The organism is Rhizobium sp. AQ_MP (assembly GCF_014237835.1).
Taxonomy (GTDB): domain Bacteria; phylum Pseudomonadota; class Alphaproteobacteria; order Rhizobiales; family Rhizobiaceae; genus Allorhizobium.
This window is the reverse complement of sequence record NZ_JACJVI010000001.1, coordinates 73,807-88,511: the sequence shown is the minus strand read 5'-3', so window position 1 is coordinate 88,511 and position 14,705 is coordinate 73,807. Positions and strand designations below refer to the sequence as shown.

At 61.1% G+C, this 14,705-nt stretch carries 17 protein-coding genes; 10 read left to right on the top strand and 7 right to left on the bottom strand.

What is annotated here, in order from left to right; translation table 11 throughout:
* Positions 1-5 precede the first annotated feature (5 nt).
* The 6 genes from H6M51_RS00455 to deoA are packed head-to-tail and all read left to right on the top strand — an operon-like array spanning position 6 to position 5,372.
* Positions 6-1,109, top strand: a complete 1,104-nt coding sequence (locus tag H6M51_RS00455; RefSeq protein ID WP_185807931.1) for an ABC transporter permease — start codon at positions 6-8, stop codon at positions 1,107-1,109.
* Between the two features lie 10 nt (positions 1,110-1,119).
* A complete protein-coding gene (locus H6M51_RS00450) occupies positions 1,120-2,091 on the top strand; it encodes an ABC transporter permease (RefSeq protein WP_185807930.1) in 972 nt (323 codons plus the stop codon).
* 3 nt (positions 2,092-2,094) lie between these two features.
* On the top strand, positions 2,095-2,487 hold the full coding sequence (locus tag H6M51_RS00445) for a cytidine deaminase (RefSeq protein ID WP_140825762.1): 393 nt from the start codon (positions 2,095-2,097) through the stop codon (positions 2,485-2,487).
* Positions 2,484-3,290 (top strand): purine-nucleoside phosphorylase, encoded by an 807-nt coding sequence (locus H6M51_RS00440; protein ID WP_185807929.1) that lies wholly within the window; start codon positions 2,484-2,486, stop codon positions 3,288-3,290. Before H6M51_RS00445 ends, H6M51_RS00440 begins: the two co-directional genes overlap by 4 nt.
* Positions 3,277-4,053 (top strand): deoxyribose-phosphate aldolase, encoded by a 777-nt coding sequence (deoC, locus tag H6M51_RS00435; protein ID WP_407073532.1) that lies wholly within the window; start codon positions 3,277-3,279, stop codon positions 4,051-4,053. The genes H6M51_RS00440 and deoC overlap by 14 nt, the downstream gene beginning before the upstream one ends.
* A gap of 2 nt (positions 4,054-4,055) precedes the next feature.
* Positions 4,056-5,372, top strand: a complete 1,317-nt coding sequence (deoA, locus tag H6M51_RS00430) for a thymidine phosphorylase (RefSeq protein ID WP_185808408.1) — start codon at positions 4,056-4,058, stop codon at positions 5,370-5,372.
* A gap of 12 nt (positions 5,373-5,384) precedes the next feature.
* Here deoA and H6M51_RS00425 read toward each other — a convergent pair whose 3' ends face one another.
* The 7 genes from H6M51_RS00425 to H6M51_RS00395 all read right to left on the bottom strand — a co-directional run bounded on the left by H6M51_RS00425 (position 5,385) and on the right by H6M51_RS00395 (position 10,837).
* Positions 5,385-5,903: a TIGR02281 family clan AA aspartic protease gene (locus H6M51_RS00425; RefSeq protein ID WP_185807927.1), complete on the bottom strand. Its 519-nt coding sequence runs from the start codon at positions 5,901-5,903 to the stop codon at positions 5,385-5,387.
* Between the two features lie 124 nt (positions 5,904-6,027).
* Positions 6,028-6,657, bottom strand: a complete 630-nt coding sequence (gene upp / locus H6M51_RS00420) for a uracil phosphoribosyltransferase (protein WP_185807926.1) — start codon at positions 6,655-6,657, stop codon at positions 6,028-6,030.
* A gap of 106 nt (positions 6,658-6,763) precedes the next feature.
* A complete protein-coding gene (locus H6M51_RS00415; protein WP_185807925.1) occupies positions 6,764-7,732 on the bottom strand; it encodes an adenosine deaminase in 969 nt (322 codons plus the stop codon).
* The gene (locus tag H6M51_RS00410; protein ID WP_185807924.1) at positions 7,729-8,949 is read right to left on the bottom strand and encodes a phosphopentomutase; all 1,221 of its coding nucleotides are present in this window, start codon (positions 8,947-8,949) and stop codon (positions 7,729-7,731) included. The genes H6M51_RS00415 and H6M51_RS00410 overlap by 4 nt, the downstream gene beginning before the upstream one ends.
* Before the next feature lie 90 nt (positions 8,950-9,039).
* The gene (locus tag H6M51_RS00405; RefSeq protein WP_246780346.1) at positions 9,040-9,663 is read right to left on the bottom strand and encodes a TadE/TadG family type IV pilus assembly protein; all 624 of its coding nucleotides are present in this window, start codon (positions 9,661-9,663) and stop codon (positions 9,040-9,042) included.
* On the bottom strand, positions 9,660-10,301 hold the full coding sequence (locus H6M51_RS00400; protein ID WP_185807923.1) for a TadE/TadG family type IV pilus assembly protein: 642 nt from the start codon (positions 10,299-10,301) through the stop codon (positions 9,660-9,662). The genes H6M51_RS00405 and H6M51_RS00400 overlap by 4 nt, the downstream gene beginning before the upstream one ends.
* A gap of 164 nt (positions 10,302-10,465) precedes the next feature.
* Complete coding sequence (locus tag H6M51_RS00395) at positions 10,466-10,837, bottom strand: pilus assembly protein N-terminal domain-containing protein (protein WP_246780363.1); 372 nt, start codon at positions 10,835-10,837, stop codon at positions 10,466-10,468.
* Between the two features lie 528 nt (positions 10,838-11,365).
* Here H6M51_RS00395 and H6M51_RS00390 point away from each other — a divergent pair.
* From H6M51_RS00390 to H6M51_RS00375, 4 genes are all read left to right on the top strand, one after another.
* Positions 11,366-11,539, top strand: a complete 174-nt coding sequence (locus H6M51_RS00390; RefSeq protein ID WP_185807921.1) for a Flp family type IVb pilin — start codon at positions 11,366-11,368, stop codon at positions 11,537-11,539.
* A gap of 123 nt (positions 11,540-11,662) precedes the next feature.
* Positions 11,663-12,175, top strand: a complete 513-nt coding sequence (locus H6M51_RS00385) for a prepilin peptidase (protein WP_185807920.1) — start codon at positions 11,663-11,665, stop codon at positions 12,173-12,175.
* A 116-nt stretch (positions 12,176-12,291) separates the two neighbouring features.
* A complete protein-coding gene (gene cpaB / locus H6M51_RS00380; RefSeq protein WP_185807919.1) occupies positions 12,292-13,104 on the top strand; it encodes a Flp pilus assembly protein CpaB in 813 nt (270 codons plus the stop codon).
* 13 nt (positions 13,105-13,117) lie between these two features.
* Positions 13,118-14,704: a type II and III secretion system protein family protein gene (locus tag H6M51_RS00375; protein ID WP_185807918.1), complete on the top strand. Its 1,587-nt coding sequence runs from the start codon at positions 13,118-13,120 to the stop codon at positions 14,702-14,704.
* Position 14,705 lies beyond the last annotated feature (1 nt).

Sequence of the window (14,705 nt, the reverse complement as noted above, 5' to 3'; positions counted from 1 at the left end):
TTTTGATGAGCACTGCATCCGTACCCCTTCCAAACTGGATCAATTATGCGCTGCTGCCGCTGATCAACCTCCTGCTTGCCTTCCTGGTGTCGGGCCTCGTGGTCTGGATCATCGGGGAAAACCCGTGGGAGGCACTGAAACTGATGATCGAGGGCGCGCTGGGCAGTGGTGAAGGCATCGGCTTCACGCTGTTTTATGCCACCAATTTCATCTTCACCGGGCTTTCGGTGGCCGTTGCCTATCATGCCGGTCTGTTCAACATCGGATCCGAAGGCCAGGCCTATCTCGGCGGCCTGGGTGCAGCGCTCGCCGCACTCGCGCTCGATCACTATGTGCCGTGGTATGTGACCATGCCGTTCGCCATCATGGCGGCGGCCCTCTTCGGTGCCGCCTGGGCACTGATCCCGGCCTGGCTGCAGGCCAAGCGCGGCAGCCACATCGTCATCACCACGATCATGTTCAACTTCATCGGCGCGGCGCTGATGGTCTATCTGCTGGTCAACGTGCTGATCGTTCCGGGCAAGATGGCGCCGGAAACCCGCACCTTCCTCGAAGGCGGCCAGCTGCCGAAGCTCGACTGGCTGATCGCCATGTTCGGCGGCACGCTCGGCCCTGCCCCGTTCAACGTGTCGTTCCTGATCGCACTCGTGATGTGCGTTCTCGTCTGGGTGCTGATCTGGCGCACCAAGCTTGGCTACGAGATGCGCACGCTCGGCATCAGCCGCTCGGCAGCCGCCTATGCCGGCATCCCCTATGTCAAGATCGTCATGATCACCATGCTGATCTCGGGTGGTCTGGCCGGCATGATGGCGCTCAACCCGGTGCTCGGTGCATCTGCCCGCCTGCAGGTGGAATTCGTTGCCGGTGCCGGCTTCGTCGGCATTGCCGTTTCACTGATGGGTCGCAACCATCCGCTCGGTATCGTGCTCGCCGCAATCCTGTTCGGCATTCTCTATCAGGGCGGTGCCTGGCTCTCCTTCGACATGCCCAACATTACCCGCGAAATGATCGTGGTCATTCAGGGTCTGGTGATCCTGTTTGCCGGCGCGCTGGAATTCATGTGCCGCCCGATGATCGTGCGGATCTATCAGTCACTGACAAAGGCCTGAGGACGCGACCATGGAATCCTTTGACATGCTCATCAGCATCCTCGGCTCGACGATTCGTCTGTCGATCCCTCTGATCCTGGCGGCCCTTGCCGGGCTCTACTCTGAACGCGCCGGCGTCTTCGACATCGGCCTGGAGGGCAAGATGCTGGCGGCAGCCTTTGCCGCGGCCTGTGTGGCCTATCTTACCGGCTCGGCCTGGCTCGGGCTGCTTTCGGGCATCGCCGTCTCGCTGGTGTTCTCGCTGGTCCATGGCTTTGCCTCGATCACCAATCGCGGCAACCAGATCGTTTCCGGCGTGGCGCTCAACTTCGTGGCGGCGGGGCTCACCGTCGTCCTTGGGCAAGCCTGGTTCGGCCAGGGTGGCCGGACGCCGCAGGTCTCCGGCGAAGGCCGTTTCGCGCCAATCATCCTGCCGGGCGCTGATGCCATCCGCGAGATCCCCTTCATCGGGCCGCTCTATTCGAACGTCATCTCGGGCAACAACATCATCACCTATATCGCCTTCCTCGCGGTGCCGATCTCGTGGTGGGTTCTCTATCGCACGCGTTTCGGTCTTCGCCTGCGCGCGGTGGGCGAAAATCCGGGTGCGGTCGACACGGCTGGTATCTCGGTGACCTTCCTGCGCTATCGCGCGGTTCTGGTCGCCGGTCTGCTCTGCGGCATTGCCGGCACCTATCTGGCGATCGCGCAGTCGGCGGCCTTCATCAAGGACATGTCGGCGGGCAAGGGCTTCATCGCGCTTGCCGCCCTCATCTTCGCCAAGTGGAAGCCCGTCCCTGTCATGTTCGCCTGCCTGCTGTTCGGCTTCCTCGATGCGCTTGCAAATTTCATGCAGGGCAAGGCGATCCCAGGAATCGGCGAGGTGCCGGTCCAGCTCTTCCAGGCGCTGCCCTATATCCTCACCTGCATCCTGCTCGCCGGCTTTATCGGCGCCGCCAACCCGCCGAAGGCCGGTGGCGTGGCCTATACCAAGGAGCGCTGATCCATGGCTCACGATCTCTTCGAAGCGGCGCGCGGCGCAATGGCCTTTGCGCATGCGCCCTATTCCAAGTTCCCGGTGGGGGCTGCGATCCGTGCCGATGACGGCAAGATCTATACTGGCGCGAATATCGAGAACCTCTCCTTCCCTCAAGGATGGTGTGCCGAGCCGACGGCGATCGGCTGCATGATCATGGGTGGCGGCAAGAAGATCGTGGAGATGGCGGTGATTGCCGAGAAGCTGGCGCTGTGCCCGCCCTGCGGCGGTTGCCGGCAGAAGATCTCGGAATTCGCATCTGCCGACACCAAGATCTATCTCTGCGACGAAGTCGGCGTGCAGAAGACCATGACCATGGACGAGCTTCTGCCGCTCAGCTTCAAGACGGATGTCATCGGATGAAGGCGGCTGTCGATCTTCTGGTGGAACGGCTCAACGGGCTTGTTCCGCGCCATGCGATCGTGCTGGGATCTGGCCTCGGTTCGCTGGTGAACGAGGTTCGGGATGCGGTTCGCGTGCCCTATTCCGAGCTTCCCGGCTTTCCCTTGAGCGGTGTCTCCGGCCATGCCGGCGAGATCGTTGCCGGCTATCTCGGGCGCACGCCGGTGATCATGCTTGCCGGTCGAATGCATTACTACGAGCATGGCGATGCGAATGCGATGCGCAAGCCGATCGAGGTCCTGATGGGTCTTGGCGTAAAGTCGTTGATCCTGACCAATGCGGCGGGATCACTGCGTGAGGACATGGCCCCCGGCTCGGTGATGCAGATCACGGATCACATCAACTTTTCCGGCAAGAACCCGCTGATCGGCGAGCCGAGCGACGGGCGCTTCGTCGGCATGACCTCGGCCTATGATGCCGAACTGCAGGCAGCGATGCGGGCGGCGGCCGAAGCCGAGGGCGTGCCGCTCTCGCAAGGGGTCTATATGTGGTTCTCGGGCCCCAGCTTCGAGACGCCAGCGGAGATCCGGATGGCGCGTGTGCTTGGGGCTGATGCCGTCGGCATGTCGACGGTGCCAGAGGTCATTCTGGCGCGTTTCTTCGGTCTCAGGGTTGCAGCCGCGTCCGTGATCACCAATTATGGGGCAGGCATGACCGGTGGCGAACTGAGCCACGAAGAAACCAAGGACATGGCGCCGATCGGCGGCAAACGTCTGGCCACCATCCTGAAACGGATGATCGGCGGAGGAAATGACATTGGATAATCAAGAACTGCGCGCTGTCGCTTCGCGGGCGCTTTCGCTGCTCGACCTCACCAACCTGAAGGACGACTGCACGCCCGAACAGATCGTGACGCTGTGCGGCAAGGCCCAGAGCGCCTTTGGCCCGACGGCGGCGATCTGCATCTGGCCGCGCTTCGTGATGCAGGCGCGCACCCTGCTTGGACCTGATAGCCCGATCCGGATCGCGACGGTGGTCAACTTTCCTTCGGGCGAAATGAAGACCGAGGATGTTCTGGCCGAAACACGCGATGCGGTTGCCGATGGCGCCGACGACATCGATCTGGTGATCCCCTACCGGGCGCTGGCGGCCGGTGACGACAAGGCCGTGACCGACATGGTTTCCGCCGTGAAGGGCGCCTGCGGTCCGGCGATCCTCAAGACGATCCTGGAAACGGGCGAGCACAAGGATATCGCCTTGATCCGTCGTGCCTCGGATCTCTCGATCGCAGCCGGCGCGGACTTCATCAAGACCTCGACCGGCAAGGTCGGCGTCAATGCGACGCTGGAGGCGGCCGACATCATGCTGCAGGCGATCCGGGACAGCCGCAAGAAGGTCGGCTTCAAGCCGGCCGGCGGGATCTCGACGGTCGCCGATGCGGCCCATTACCTTAAGCTCGCCGACACCATCATGGGCGAGGACTGGGTGATGCCATCAACCTTCCGCTTTGGTGCTTCGGGCTTGCTCGACAACATTCTCGCGGTGCTTTCGGGCCACCAGGCTCAGGCTCAGGTTTCGGGGTATTGACCATGCTTCCCCAGGAGATCATCCGTCGCAAGCGGGATGGCGGCACGCTGACAGGCGAAGAGATTGCCGCATTCATCGAGGGGCTGTCGAAGGAAACGATCTCCGAGGGGCAGGTGGCGGCCTTTGCCATGGCCGTGTTCTTCAAGGGCATGACGCCGGACGAAATCGTGGCGCTGACGCTGGCCATGCGCGATTCCGGCGACGTGCTCTCCTGGGCCGGTGTCGGCAAGCCCGTGGCTGACAAGCACTCGACCGGCGGTGTGGGGGACAATGTCTCACTGATGCTGGCGCCGATCGTGGCGGCTTGCGGGCTTGCCGTACCGATGATCTCGGGGCGTGGGCTTGGGCACACGGGCGGCACGCTCGACAAGCTGCAGTCGATCCCCGGCTATGACGTAATGCCGGACAATACGGTATTCCGACGGACGGTCGACCGCGCCGGCTGCGCGATCATCGGCCAGACAGGCGATCTCGCACCCGCCGACAAGCGTCTCTATGCGATCCGCGACGTAACGGCGACGGTCGAGTCGATTCCGCTGATCACGGCCTCCATCCTGTCCAAGAAGCTTGCCGCCGGGCTCGAAAGCCTGGTGCTCGACGTGAAGGTAGGCAATGGCGCCTTCATGTCCAGGAGCGAAGATGCGGAGGCCTTGGCGCGTTCGCTGGTCAGGGTCGCCAATGGAGCGGGCGTGAAGACCACGGCACTTCTGACAGATATGAACGAGCCGTTGGCCGATTGCGCCGGCAATGCGATCGAAGTGCAGAATGCCGTCGATTTCCTGAAAGGCCAGAAGAGCGGCACACGACTTGAAGAGGTGACGCTGGCACTCGGGGCCGAAATGCTTGTCAATGCCGGCGTCGAAACCGATCAGAAGGCGGCGCTTGCGCGCTGCAGCGCGGCTCTCGGATCCGGACGTGCGGCCGAAATCTTTGGCCAGATGGTCAGCGAACTCGGCGGGCCCTCGGACTTCATGGACAAGGCGGAACGCTATCTGCCCCGTGCGAAGGTCGAAGTGGTCGTGTTGGCCGATCAGGACGGTTATCTGAGCGCCTGTGATACGCGCGGGCTCGGTCTTGCCGTTGTTGCGCTCGGCGGTGGTCGCCAGCGGCCGAGCGACAGCATCGACCACGGCGTCGGCATTTCCGGCTTCAAGCCGCTCGGCACCCGGGTTGCGAAGGGCGAGCCGATTGCCTTTGTGCAGGCCAATGACGAGGCATCTGCCGCCAAGACCGCGAAGACGGTGGCAGAATGCTATCGGATCTCGGAGACGAAGCCGGCGGAAACTCCCGTCATCGGGCTGCGCATCGGTGCGGCCTGACCTCAATTCGCGCTACTGGATCATCCTGAGGGTGCGGCCCTCGGCAGTGTAGGATCTGAGCTTTTTCATGAAGCTCATGCCGACCAGGGTCGAGGACAGTGCCTCATCCCCAAGCACGAAAGCATCGACCTCGCGCACCCTTATGCTGCCGATCTCGACCTTGTCGAGAACCACGTGGGCCGCCTTGATCGATCCGTTCGCGGTGTTGACCTGATAACGAAAATCGAGACTTGCGGGGCTGAAGCCGAGGCGGCGTGCGGTCGACACATTGATCGCAATGAGCGATGCGCCGGTATCGACCATGGCCTCGACGGGCTTGCCGTTCATCCTGAACGTGCCTTCGTAGTGGCCGCCGGGCCCCATGGTCAACACCGTCTGGCCGGACCTGGCGTCGGCAGGTTTCGGCACGATGTCTGCCGGGGCTGCCGGTTCGCGTTTATCCAGCATAGCCTGAACCTTGCCTGCAATCGTCGGCCACTGGCTGGCGGAGAGCGCGAGCATCAGAACTGTGAACAGCGTGCGAGCGAACATCGGCATGATCCCGTAGACAATGCCAGATCGTAGCAGCCAGGATGAACAAGTTGGATAACCCGTCATGGAAAACGGCCCGAAACCGGGGTTTCGGGCCGTCAAACCTTGCGATCTGGTTAAGAAATCACTTCGTTCCGTACATGCGGTCGCCGGCATCGCCAAGGCCGGGCATGATGTAACCCTTGTCGTTCAGATGGCTGTCGATGGAGGCGGTGAAGATCGGCACATCCGGATGGACGGCGTGGAAGTTCTTGATGCCTTCCGGTGCCGCCAAGAGGCAGAGGAAGCGAATGTTCTTCGCGCCGCGCTCCTTCAGCTTGTCGATGGCGGCAATCGAGGAATTGCCGGTCGCAAGCATCGGGTCGACGACGATGATCAGGCGCTCGGCCAGCGCTTCGGGAGCCTTGAAGTAGTATTCGACGGCCTGCAGCGTCTCGTGATCGCGGTAGACGCCGACATGGGCGACACGGGCGGCTGGCACAAGTTCCAGCATGCCTTCCAAGAGGCCATTGCCGGCGCGCAGGATCGAGGCGAAGACCAGCTTCTTGCCTTCGAGGATGGGTGACTGCATCTCGGTCAGCGGCGTCTCGATCGTCTCCATGGTCAGCTCGAGGTCGCGCGTAACCTCATAGCAGAGCAGCGTGGAGATTTCGCGCAGGAGGCGGCGGAAGCTCGAGGTCGACGTTTCCTTGCGGCGCATGATCGTCAGCTTGTGCTGCACGAGGGGGTGATCGATGACTGTTACGCCGTCCATGGTCGAGCCTTCTTTTCTTGTTTTCTGAGGTGCGTCTATTTTCACGTTCTGTTGGATACCCGCAAGAGCGATGCCGGATTTTGCCGGGTCTTCAACAGCTGCGGCATCAAAGGCGGGCGAGAAGCTGCGCTCTCGTCTCCTCATCGACAAAGGCCGCCTCGATCGCCGTGCGCGTCATGCCGTCGATCTCCGCGTCTGTGAAGCCGAATTCGCTGGACGCCCAATCATATTCCTGGGCGAGCGACGTACCGAAGAAGGGCGGATCGTCGGAGTTGATGCAGACCTTGACGCCGGCTTGGTGGAATTTCTTCAGCGGATGGCTGACGAAATCGGGGAAGACCTTGAGTGCGATGTTCGAACCCGGGCAGACTTCGAGCACGGTGCCGAGATCGGCGAGGCGGCGGACGAGTTCGGGATCCTCGATGGCACGGACCCCGTGACCAATCCGGGCGGGTTTCACCAGGTCGAGCGCGTCGGCCACACTGAAGGCGCCGCAGACTTCCCCGGCGTGGATGGTGAGACCCAGACCCGCTTCACGGGCGATATCAAAGGCACGGGCATAATCGGCGACGCGGCCCATGCGCTCCTCGCCGGCCATATTGAAGCCCGTCACCAGCCGGTTGTTGCTGCGGGCGGCATATTCGGCGGCGGCAGTAACGCTTTCAGGGCCGAAATGGCGCTCTCCGGTGACGATGATGCGCGCCTCTATGCCGGTGGCGGCTTTCGCAGCCTCGATGCCGGCGGTGATGCCGGAGAGATAGGTATCGGCGCCAAGGCCGATGCGGTCGCCGTGATCGGGAGAGACAATGATCTCGCTGTAGACCGTGTCCACGGCGGCGAGTTCGCGCAGATAGGTCTCGGTCAACAGGGCGTAGTCCTCCTCCGTGCGGAAGAGGGCGGCAACGCGGTCATAGGCCTTGATGAACTCGGCAAAGTCGGTCCAGGCATAGGTGCCGTCGCGCATGAAGGTCGCGGGGTCGACGCCGTATTTCTCGGCCTGAGAGAGTGCGAGAGCCGGCGACGCCGCACCTTCGATATGACAGTGCAGTTCGGCCTTCTTCAGTCGTTTCGTCACAGGAAGCTCCGTCCGTGGCGGCCGGGGGCGATCCCCAAATGCGCCGCGATGGTTTCGCCGATATCGGCATAGGTGTTGCGCACACCGATGTTGCGGGAGCGGACGCCAGGGCCGAAGCACATGATCGGCACGCGTTCGCGGGTGTGATCGGTGCCGCGCCAGGTCGGATCGCAGCCGTGGTCCGCGGTCATCAGAACGATATCACCGGGCTTCAGCTTGCGGTGGACTTCCGGCAGACGGCGGTCGAAGGCCTCCAAGGCCGCAGCATAACCCGGGACATCGCGGCGGTGGCCGAAGAGCATGTCGAAATCGACGAAGTTGGTGAAGACGAGATCGCCGTCTTCGGCCTCGTCCATGACCTTCAGTGTCGCATCCATGAGCGCCATGTTGCCGTTCGCCTTGATGACGCGGGAAACACCCTGATGGGCGAAGATGTCACCGATCTTGCCGACGGCATGGACCTTGCGGCCGGCTTCCACAAGGCGATCAAGCAGGGTCGGTTCGGGCGGCGGAACGGAATAGTCGCGGCGGTTGCCGGTGCGCTCGAAGGTCTGGACCGTTTGGCCGATGAAGGGGCGAGCGATAACCCGGCCGATGTTGAGCGGATCGAGCAGTTTGCGCACGATCTGGCAGAGCTGGAGCAGGCGCTCGAGTCCGAAATGGGCTTCGTGTGCGGCGATCTGGAAGACGGAATCGCTTGAGGTGTAGCAGATCGGCTTTCCGGTGCGGATATGTTCCTCGCCGAAGCGGGCAATGACCTCGGTGCCCGAAGCGTGGCAATTGCCGAGGATGCCGGGGAGGTTTGCCTCGCGGCAGATTGCTTCCACGAGTTCGGCGGGGAAGGCTTCGTCACCTTCAGGGAAATAACCCCAGTCGAACATAACAGGCGTTCCGGCAATCTCCCAATGCCCCGAGGGGGTATCCTTGCCATGCGAGGTCTCGCTTGCCGCGCCGTGCAGGCCAAAGACGCGCTCGGGCACGGGCATGCCCTGCGGCATTCTGCCGGTGGCAAGCTTTGCAGCAGCCAGGAGACCGAGCGCCGACATGTTGGGCAGAGCCAGCGGACCCTTGCGCAGGCCATTGCGATCACCGGCGCCGGCGGCACAGAACTCGGCGATGTGGCCCAGGGTATCAGAGCCGTCATCGCCATAGGCCGGTGCATCAGGAGCACCACCGATACCGAAGGAATCAAGGACGAAGAGGAAAGCGCGCGCCATGTGCAACCCACGGCCGGGTCTGGTTTGTTGTTATGCCGGCCTTTGACAGCATCCTTAGCGTTTAGCCCGGAGCTTGGCAAACATTCGAGATCAGCATCCGTCGCATTTGATGGTCTTGTTGAGACGCTGGCGGAAATAGAATTCGCGCGCGATGGTCATGGTCTTGCTCTGGGTCCCAGTCAGGCCCGGCAGGTACATCATCAATTCATGCGAGACGCTGAGTTCGGTGCGGACGAGGAAGGTATCGGCCACGAGCATATCCGCCGGCACCGGCGCGCTGCTGCCAATCACATAGGGCGCGACGCCCGTGGTCGACCAGGACCAGGCGACCTTGGCTGCGCTCTTGGAATCGATACTGACGCCGCTGATCTTGATCAGCAGGTTCTTCGACGGATAGGGAACGAAGATCGCATTGGAGACATTCACCATGTTGGACAGGATTGTCGGGTTGACAGTCTCCTGACGCGCCACGAGATCGGCGATCGTGCTGCTTGCCATCGACGTCTTCTTGGCGACGCTCATCCCCATGGTGAGCTCAAAGGCCATCAGATACAGCACGATCAGCAACGGGGCCAAGAGGGCGAACTCAACGCCGCCCACTCCCTGCCGGTCATGGGTAAGACGCCTTGTCGTGTCGATCAGGCTCTGCCAACCGCACCGAAGGCTTCTCACACCGGCCAGCAGAACAGACATCCGTCGGGCGATCTCGATCATGGATATTTCTCGTTCTGGAAGGCGGTCGTGGCAACGATGAGGAAGTCGGATGGCATGGAGCCGTTCGAGGGGCGGATGGTCGTGATGTAGGGACGAACAAGATCGGTGATCACCTGCCAGCGATAATAGGCGCGCAGCATGTTGACCGAGTCCGGGCCCCCGGGCGTGAACTTGAAGCTTGTCGGATCGATGTCGGCAAAGGCTGCCGTCGAAACCCTCGGAATGGCCACCGGAATATCCTTGAAGCCGCTAAACGTCCGGGCGTCGATATAGAGTTTGCTTGGCGTCGCGATCTCGGTTTCGGAGCACTGGATCATGATGCTCACTTCAGCGCAGAAGGCCCGGCGGAATTTGGTCACATCCATGTCCGTCGCCGGCCGGTTCATCTGATAGGTGATCTGCCCGGTGCGCAGTTGTCTACCCAAGGTATTGACCGCATTGGTGACAAGTTGCTCGGCAGCAAAGGCCACGAAGGTCTCAATGATGGCGAAGATGATGAGGAAATAGGGGATAGCCAGGATCGCGAACTCGATCGCGGCGGCACCATCCTTCGACCTGGCAAGACGCCGCCACAGACGAAACTGTGGTCCGGGCGCGCATTCAGTCCGATGATCTTTATCTAGAGCCTGGCTCGTCATAGCCTGTTTCATCCCCAAAGATGAGGAGAAGCTACGGGTCAAATATTGATTTTCCGTTTCCCGAATCTTTACACTTTGCACCGCCTGGCGGGGCTGAAAGTGGAGAAACTCCCTTTGCCGGCCTTCAATCCGTGTGCTTCAAGCCGCTGCAAACCCTTTACTGTTCAAGGGGTCGCGCCTGTCTTGGCGTGTTCTTCACAATTCGGGGTGCAGGACAAAACAGTTCTCTCGGTCGACTTGAAGACACGCACAGTGCTGGACTCGTCAATGGAGACAAGGATGCGCTCATCGACGATGGCGTTGCCGTCTGCGTCCAGCAGAACGAGGTTGGTCGTGCCATAGGAGCGGCCTGTGAGCACGATGGTCTTTGAATCTGCGACTGTAGCGTCGGCGACCTCGGCATTCCCGACGATAACCTTGCTGACAGGCCGATCGAGCTTCAGAACACGGGCGCTATTCATGTAGACGCGCAGGATGTCTTCGTCTTGCGCATGCACGGTCGTGACCTGAAATGCCATGGCGAGGGCCAAGATCATGGCAGCGGCAATAGGACGATCGGACATGAGCTTGCCTTGGAATACACGCGTGAAAGATCGCCGAAGGATGCCGGCTTTAGGTGAATGAAGGGTTAAGAACCGCGCTCGATCAGGGAGAGGGACAGTTCTGCCGTTCGACGTTCTTTCGGCATGGCTGCAAACGGAAAGCTGCCGGAGATCATTTCAGCCGATGCGGACCTCTCGAACTGGATCGTTTTGAGGCATTAACTGCCAGTCCGGGCCGCGATCTGCATGGAAGATGTCGAGGACGACGGCGACAGTCTCCGAGGAACAAGGGGCTCCGATCCGACCGAGGCCTGGAAAAGGCCGGAAAACCAGGCCAAAGCGTGACATCTTATCGATCTGTTGCAGCATTCGTTTACCACTGTCATCGCTTGGGGCTTTTCACGATCTGCTAACCTTTTTTCTTAAGTCGATGGCAACAGGGCGCCGTTTAGGTTGGCGACATCCGAGCAACGGCAACAGTTGCCGGCAGTGCTGAACAACCTCGCGGAGTAGGAGAATAACATGACCAAGCTTTTCGCACGTTTCGCCAAGGACGAGTCCGGCGCAACCGCCATCGAATACGGCCTGATCGCCGCCCTCATCTCGGTCGCCCTGATCACCGGCGCAACGACCCTCGGCGGCGCCCTGAACAACCAGTTCAACGAAGTCTCGAAGAAGCTGAATTACAAGGGCTAAGACCCCGTGGCATATCGGCTGCAGGGCCGCATCGCGAGGAGCGATGCGGCCCTTCGCTTTTTGGAGAGGTGATTTCCGAAACATTCATCTCTTGCGGCTAGCTTGAGGCAACTGGAGCTGAACATGTATCAAACGATCCTCCTCACTGTTCTGCCTTTTTGTCTGGTCATCGCAGCGTTGACCGACTTCTTCGAGATGACAATTCCGAACTGGATTTCACTGCTGCTGGTATTCGCGTTCCTGCTCCTCAGCCCATTCAGTGGTCTGACACTGGTCGAGTTCGGTTGGCATGTCGCTGCTGCCGGTATGGTCTTCTCCATATGCTTCGCGCTTTTCGCGTTCAATGTCATGGGAGGCGGTGACGCAAAGCTTCTGACGGCTGCCGCTCTGTGGTTTGGTTTCAATCACTCCCTCTTCGAATTCTTGGTGCTTACGGGCTACCTCGGGGGAATGCTCACCATCATCGTCTTGCTGGTGCGTGCCAACTGGGACAAGTTTGCCACTGTTGGCGTAAAGCTCCCTCAGACATTGATGGTTGCGAAGAAGATCCCGTATGCCATCGCAATCGGCGCCGCCGGACTGATGGCATATCCAAGCTCTCCTTTGATGGTTGCCGCGATCCAAAAGGGTCTATAGCGCAATCGCCAGAAACTTCCCGTTAACTACAAATGTAAGCGGGTTATTAACCATAAGTACACCAATTCCTGATCAACCTTGCCGGTAGAACCTATTGCGTCGCCCGAGGATCGATCATGAAACCCGCCCGCCTCATCATACTTGCTGTCGCCGTCGTGGCCGCCGGTATGGCCGGTCTTCTCGCCATGCGGCTCAGCGGCAATCAGACCGTCGTCGTGCAGGATGCCGTTGTCGAGAAGGAGCCGACTGTCGACGTGCTCGTTTCTGCGGCCAATCTGCCCGTCGGAGCCCGCCTCGATGAAAACTCCATGCGGTGGATGGCGTGGCCCGAGGGCAGCGTCGTCGATGGTTTCATCACCTCCTCCACCCGCCCGGACGCCATATCGGAGCTGTCGGGCGTCGTCGTCCGTCTGCCGGTTTTCGAAGGCGAACCGCTGAGGCGCGAAAAGATCGCCGACTCCTCCTCCCGTATCCTCTCGGCATTGCTGCCCTCCGGCAAGCGTGCCGTTTCGACCGAGATCTCGGTCGCGACCGGTGCCGGCGGTTTCATCCTGCCCAATGACCGGGTCGACGTGATCATGGTGCGCAAGGGTGACGACAGCAATTTCCTGACGGAGACCGTGCTTTCCAATGTCCGCGTGCTCGCAATCGACCAGCAGATCGAGGAGGCGCCAGATGGCTCCAAATCCGTCATCGGCACCACCGCGACCCTCGAACTGACCCCGGATCAGACCAAGGTCATTGCGGTGGCGCAGCAGATGGCGGACCGCCTTTCGCTTGCGCTGCGCTCGGTGGCGGACGCGCAGGAAGAGGACACGTCCGCTGCCGACCATCTGCTCAGCGGTGGAGACGGCCAGCCCAACATCCAGGTCATCAAATCAGGCGAGGTGATAAAGCCCAACGCCTTGCCCGCCAATTCCATGCAGTGAGTGGGGACACATCGTGGCAAGTCTGACGCACAAACTTCGAGTATCCCTGACCGCCAGCATCGCATTCGCGATCGCGTTCACCGGCGCTCCGACATCCTTCCTTACGAACGGACCCGCGATCCCGGTGGCCGAAGCCTCGCAGGACACGGTCCTCCGCATCACGAACGCCGGTCCCGGTACGCGCCGCACCGTGAAACTCGGGCTGAAGAAGGCGCTGGTCGTCGATCTGCCCGTGGACGCTCACGACATTCTGGTTGCCGATCCGCTCATGGCTGACGCGGTCACCCGCTCCTCGAGACGGATCTATCTTTTCGGCAAGACAGTCGGACAAACCAACATCTTCATCTTCGGGGCCGATGGACAGGAAATCGTCAGTCTCGACATCGAAATCGAACGTGACATCGTCGGTCTGGAGTCCAATCTGCGTCGGTTTATCCCGCAGTCGGATATCAAGGTCGAAATCGTTTCCGACAACATCGTTCTGACAGGCACAGTGCGCACGCCGCAGGATGCAACGCGCGCCGAGAGCCTCGCACAGGCTTTCCTCAAGGGCGGTGAAGCGACAACGCGTTTTGCCACGGCCTCCGGCGGGGACAATGGCGGCGATGTTGCGATCTTCGCTGAGGGACGGCAGCAATCGCAGATCGTCAACCTGCTCACCATCGAGGGTGAGGATCAGGTCACACTGAAGGTCACCGTCGCGGAAGTCAGCCGGCAGGTGCTGAAACAGCTCGGCTTCTCCGGAACCATTCAGGATGGCAGCAACGGTATCGGCTTCACCAACCCTGCCAATCTCGGCAACGCCGTCAACCTCTCCAATCTGACATCGAACGCGCTTGGCCAGACCCTGTCTTCCCTGAGCGGGTCCGTGGGTGGATACGGCTTTGCAAGCTACCTGAACGCGATGGAACAAGCCGGTGTCATGCGCACTCTGGCGGAACCGAGCCTGACCGCGATTTCCGGTGAGGCCGCGAAGTTCTATGTGGGCGGGGAGTTCCGTCTCGCAGGCGTTCAGGACGTCAGTGTCGACGGGCAGAGCGGACGAACGAATGTCACGCGCACCGTACAGACAGTCGACTACGGGATCGAACTGAATTTCCGCCCCGTCGTGCTCGCGCCCGGCAGAATCAGCCTCAAGATCGAGACCAATGTCTCGGAGCCGACCTGGGAGAATTCGCAGGTCACCGGCAACTCGCTGCGAGGCGCACCCGGCAGCACGTTCATGTCCATCCGCAAGCGCGAGGCATCCACCACCGTCGAGCTTCCATCCGGTGGTTCGATTGTGATCGGCGGCCTTGTGCAGGACAATATTCGCCAGGCCATGTCCGGCCTGCCAGGGCTCGCCAAGGTGCCGGTCCTCGGGACACTGTTCCGCAGCAAGGACTTCCAGCGCAACGAAACGGAACTGGTCATCATCGCGACACCCTATCTCGTGCGGCCTGTGGCGCGCGGTGCCCTGTCGCGGCCTGACGACAATTTCAACCCGGAGAACGACGGTGCGACCTTCTTCCTGAACAAGGTGAACAAGGTCTATGGCCGCCGCGAGAGCAACGAACCGGCCGGCCAATATCATGGCGCGGTTGGCTTCATCTACAAGTGAA